Source organism: Ideonella sp. P3_A4, from assembly GCF_056403075.1.
The window spans coordinates 1-4,184 of sequence record NZ_JBFUGE010000532.1 but is presented as its reverse complement, the minus strand read 5'-3'; the positions used below and the strand labels follow the sequence as shown (position 1 = coordinate 4,184).

Below are 4,184 nucleotides of genomic sequence, written 5' to 3'. Positions count from 1 at the left end.
GGCATGTGCTTGAAGGGGCTGACCCAAGCCGAGTGCGACCGCATTGCGGGTGAACTCAACAGCCGGCCAAGAGAAAGACTAGGATTCAGGACTCCGGCCGAAGCATTCGGCCGTCCGCGGGGTGTTGCACTTCAACGTTGAACTCAAGCGTCGACGACATGGAAGGCTCGTTTCAGCGCTCTGAGAACTTCTTGGCCGCGACCAAAGTGTTCGATAAATTCACCTGAAAATTCGTCGAGAAGGATGCTCAATTGGGGTGATTCGTACTCATGAATTGATGCGTCCGGAGACTCAATAGCCAACGCGAACAAGAACGAAACTGTCGCCTTTTCTCCGTGTCCCTCGTTCATCCCGTATGGTTCGCCGATAGCAACTCGATACGAAGAAATGCTCGATTGAACTTCACGCCATTGCGACATTGACAGATCTCGTTGGCGACGTGCTTCCAATGCCGCGCACCATGCGGCGCTCTCGACTGGCCAAGCGTCCCGAACAAGCACTAATACTTCCCTTGCGAAGTCTAGGAACGATGCTTGGTGGTCGCCTTCAGGAAGAAGCATGTCGGCGGTGGCCTGTAGATAGCTGTTCCTCTCGCGCTGATGCGATTCGTGTGCCATTGTTGACGCCTAACGTTCGACGTAAGGGGCCTGCCGCAGGCAGGTCCCCTTGACGGAGGGGTTAGCCGTCACACGGGCGACCATGCCACCTCGATGCGTCTTGCCAGAGAGCTTGCAAGCCGAAACGCCTGCGACGACAAGATGAAGGCTTGGAAGCCAGGAGTGTCTTCGGGGCTCTTGCACCAACGGTTGCCGGAAGGAAGCTCCCGCAACTCCGCTGAGGGTGAAATGAAGGCCGTAAGACGAAGCTGGCTGATCGCGTCATCGTCCACTCCGCGAGCAGAGATGAACTGACGAGTGATATCGAACTCGAAGTTTTCGCCTTTACCCCAGTCGAACACGCCCCATTGAAACAGGAGCATGTCGGAGTCTTCGCCATCCCGCAGGCCGGTAACGGGCACATGCGTATAGAAGGCGAGCATTGATTCGACGAGCTCTATCAAAGGCATTGAAGCCAGATGAACCTGCCGTTGACTCAAGAACGCCTTGAGAGCAGCTTCAGAACGCTGTGGAGTGATTTCAGCCATGGGGGTCGCGAGGATCGCTGAAGGGACGAGTGTTGATGCGATCGCAAACTGCCGACGGGTAAGCTTCATGACGGCTAACGTTCGACGTAAGGGGCCTGCCAAAGGCAGGTCCCCTTGACGGAGGGGTTAGGCGGCTGCTTGCCAAACGGAAAGCCTGGCCCGCATTGTTGAGAAGGCGCTGCCGAAGTGTGCCGGCCATAGCTTGGCATCTATGCGTCTCGCTTGCGGTAGCCATAGCCAACTCTCTTTTCAACTGGGAGCACGTTCTGGAGCACGCTTCCATCACAGGCCCCAAGGGCTAAGAAATTTTGACGCGCTTCTCGCAGTGTCATGTGATTTGGCCCCGAGTGTTCATCGAGCCGCTCGAGATCTTGGCCGGAGTCTTCCCAAAAGCACACTCGGCATATGTCGTATTGGCCACGGCGACTGAGTGAAAAGTAGTCACAGCATGGACACTGGTAGGGCGGATTCTCACGAGGTGATCCTTGGGCCTGCGGGAGCGATGAGACAAGATCTCGGCCATTCAGATTCGGATTCCAACCGCCAGCGAGTGCGGCATGAATTTCCGCTGCTACGACGCTTGGAGTAATCGATGTGCCGTGAGGGAACCAAACCACAGCACGTGACGCCGGATTCTCATACAACTCGGCGACAACGGCGACACCTGGCTCATCATTGGGGGCCACGGTCCAACGAAAGGTTGTTCCGGAGACAACAATCTTTCTCGTACCTTTGCGAGCAAGGGCCATTCTGCGTGCCTAACGTTCGACGTAAGGGGCCTGCCGAAGGCAGGTCCCCTTGACGGAGGGGTTAGGCCGCATTTTGCTCGCCAAGAGCTCAGGCGCTGGCAGCGTTGGGGTTTGCGGCTGCTGCCCGCTCGCCAAAGGAACGAACAAGCAGGGCCCAGGCGATTGCTGCGCAGCACAGGGCGAAGACGACTGCCGCGATGCTGCCAAGCGAAGCACCAGGCTGGGCCGAGGGCTCGAACATGCCCAGCAACCGGGGGAACTGAATAAGCCCGATGGAGGCAGAGATGCTCCAAACGGGCACCAGCAGCGCGACTCGGCCTACACTGCGCCAGCGCGTGGTAACGGCGTGAAGCAGCGCCACAGCGAGAAAGGCGACCGGCCACAACGCCAGGAAAGCGCTGAAGACGATGACAAAAATGGGCGCGGCTGTTTGCATGGGGCTTAACGTTCGACGTAAGGGGCGGCCCGCCTGCGGGACGTCCCCTTGACGGAGGGGTTAGGTCTCACGTTGCCAAGCGCTCTTTTGTAGTGTGCCAAGACCAAGCAAGCAGATCTTGAAGTTCGGAGTCGCCGTTGTGAAGAACCCATGAGGCGATAGACCGCTGAAAACTCAACTCGCATTGACCGACCAAGAGCTGACATAGGCATGCCGCCACTCTATGTTGAATTTCGTTGATGCTTCGAAGTTGGCTCGGCTTTTCAAGATCTTCGGTTTGAGGCTTGTAGCTGTTCCTTCCTGCGATTGTCAGCGCGTGGCTCAAGGAAGCAAGAAACAATACCTTCTTTTCCTCGGGAAGAGCGACCAGCCATTCRGCTTCGTTGTCAATCGGCTCCATTTGAKACYTAACGTTCGACGTAAGGGGCGGCTTGCGGCTTGCCGCAAGACGTCCCCTTGACGGAGGGGTTAGGCGCCTGGCGGGCCAAGCAACCAACCGGACGAAAGCTCGACTTGGCAGCCGGCTTCATGGACTGCCGACCTCTTGGCCGTTGCGATAGAGAGATGGCGATTCCTGGTCTCCGGCGGAAGACCAGAAGTTCCATTCCCCTTCTTCAAGTCCGCCTGAATAGCGCCCTTCGGATGCGACTTGCCCACTTGGRTAGTAGGTGCGCCACAGGCCCTCTTCCTTCCCGTTGGCGTAGTGGCCCTCGGCCACAACYTGCCCATTGGCTGCGTATTCGACAAAGAGCCCGTGTCGAATCCAGCGCGTRCCGTCCCCGGACAGCACGCGCTGATAGCGGAAACGGATGYCRCCAGACTCGTATGGAATCTCGGCGATGTTGAGATCTGCGCTTTCCATGAGGCGTCTAACGTTCGACGTAAGGGGCGGCCCGCTTGCGGGACGTCCCCTTGACGGAGGGGTTAGGCACCGGAGATGCGCCAACCGTGATGGACTTGCCGTGCAATGCAGACGGACCCGAGGAAATTGGAGGCAAGAGCTAAGGAGAGGACACCAGCTATGAAGTGACTCATGAACGAACTGTTCTGTTCTAAGAGACCACGCGTCTCTTTATCGAAGAAAGTAGAACTGCCAATGCCGCAAGAGCTGCAGGCAGTGCAAGGATCACCACGACGTGCACAACCGCTGGTACGCGGATTGAGCTCCAACCCAACGTAAGCATGACCCATTGCAACAGCGGAGGTCGGAGCCAGAACATGTAGACGGCGATCCAGGCGGGAAGAAGAACAAGTGTGCAAAGTAGGACGATCAACACAGCTCGTGGACTAGCTTGGTGCTGAGTGGGCGTGATCGAATCGTTCATGTGTTGCTCGGTACGAAGGGTTCGTCCGCAGGGGCCTAACGTTCGACGTAAGGGGCCTGCCGAAGGCAGGTCCCCTTGACGGAGGGGTTAGGCATTGCTCGTTGGTGAAGCATTGGGTTCAGCTGGGGTGGCCCAGCGCTCCAAAGACGGCAGTGACAAAAGCCCGCAAGACTAAGTACATGTAGATGTACAGAGCAACAACCTGCGCCAACGCCACAAGAAGAGCACTTCGATAGGTGGTGCCAAGAGCAAACATGTAGACGAGGGCTGAGGCAAGTAGGCCAAAGACGATTCCGTAAGGAATCACCTTCGCAACTCGCGCCCAAAGTAGGATTCCGACAGTTCCTGCGATGATGGAGACGATGTAGCCGGATCTTCGGGCGTCGATCAGCGCGGCGCCTATCTTGACTGGCAAGATGCTGACGAGCAATCCAATGGCGATGTAGAGATAGACGACGGTTGGCACTGCAATGCTTAACGTTCGACGTAAGGGGCGGCTTGCGCGTATGCGCAAGACGTCCCCTTGACGG

7 protein-coding genes and 1 pseudogene are annotated in these 4,184 nt (G+C 57.3%); 1 reads left to right on the top strand and 7 read right to left on the bottom strand.

Going from position 1 to position 4,184, the window contains the following annotated elements:
• A pseudogene (locus AC1DYI_RS28340) lies at positions 1-141 on the top strand (IS30 family transposase); the annotation flags it as partial.
• Positions 142-143: 2 nt separating this feature from the next.
• Here the strand turns inward: AC1DYI_RS28340 and AC1DYI_RS28335 are convergent.
• From AC1DYI_RS28335 to AC1DYI_RS28305, 7 genes are all read right to left on the bottom strand, one after another.
• Positions 144-617 carry a hypothetical protein gene (locus AC1DYI_RS28335; protein WP_477207462.1) on the bottom strand — a complete coding sequence of 158 codons (474 nt, stop codon included), beginning with the start codon at positions 615-617 and terminating at the stop codon, positions 144-146.
• A gap of 68 nt (positions 618-685) precedes the next feature.
• Positions 686-1,213: a hypothetical protein gene (locus AC1DYI_RS28330; protein ID WP_477207461.1), complete on the bottom strand. Its 528-nt coding sequence runs from the start codon at positions 1,211-1,213 to the stop codon at positions 686-688.
• A gap of 140 nt (positions 1,214-1,353) precedes the next feature.
• Positions 1,354-1,893: a CPCC family cysteine-rich protein gene (locus AC1DYI_RS28325; RefSeq protein WP_477207460.1), complete on the bottom strand. Its 540-nt coding sequence runs from the start codon at positions 1,891-1,893 to the stop codon at positions 1,354-1,356.
• Positions 1,894-1,981: 88 nt separating this feature from the next.
• Complete coding sequence (locus AC1DYI_RS28320; RefSeq protein WP_477207459.1) at positions 1,982-2,329, bottom strand: hypothetical protein; 348 nt, start codon at positions 2,327-2,329, stop codon at positions 1,982-1,984.
• A 67-nt stretch (positions 2,330-2,396) separates the two neighbouring features.
• Positions 2,397-2,729 (bottom strand): hypothetical protein, encoded by a 333-nt coding sequence (locus AC1DYI_RS28315; protein WP_477207458.1) that lies wholly within the window; start codon positions 2,727-2,729, stop codon positions 2,397-2,399.
• Between the two features lie 126 nt (positions 2,730-2,855).
• Complete coding sequence (locus AC1DYI_RS28310; protein WP_477207457.1) at positions 2,856-3,191, bottom strand: toxin-antitoxin system YwqK family antitoxin; 336 nt, start codon at positions 3,189-3,191, stop codon at positions 2,856-2,858.
• A 581-nt stretch (positions 3,192-3,772) separates the two neighbouring features.
• Positions 3,773-4,184, bottom strand: a 412-nt coding sequence (locus AC1DYI_RS28305; protein ID WP_477207456.1) for a hypothetical protein, incomplete at its 5' end; no start/stop codon positions are given.

Bases quoted from the DNA above. Each gene is read 5' to 3' on its own strand.
- AC1DYI_RS28330 (WP_477207461.1), bottom strand. From the start codon at position 1,213: ATGAAGCTTACCCGTCGGCAGTTTGCGATCGCATCAACACTCGTCCCT.
- AC1DYI_RS28325 (WP_477207460.1), bottom strand. From the start codon at position 1,893: ATGGCCCTTGCTCGCAAAGGTACGAGAAAGATTGTTGTCTCCGGAACA.
- AC1DYI_RS28335 (WP_477207462.1), bottom strand. From the start codon at position 617: ATGGCACACGAATCGCATCAGCGCGAGAGGAACAGCTATCTACAGGCC.
- AC1DYI_RS28320 (WP_477207459.1), bottom strand. From the start codon at position 2,329: ATGCAAACAGCCGCGCCCATTTTTGTCATCGTCTTCAGCGCTTTCCTG.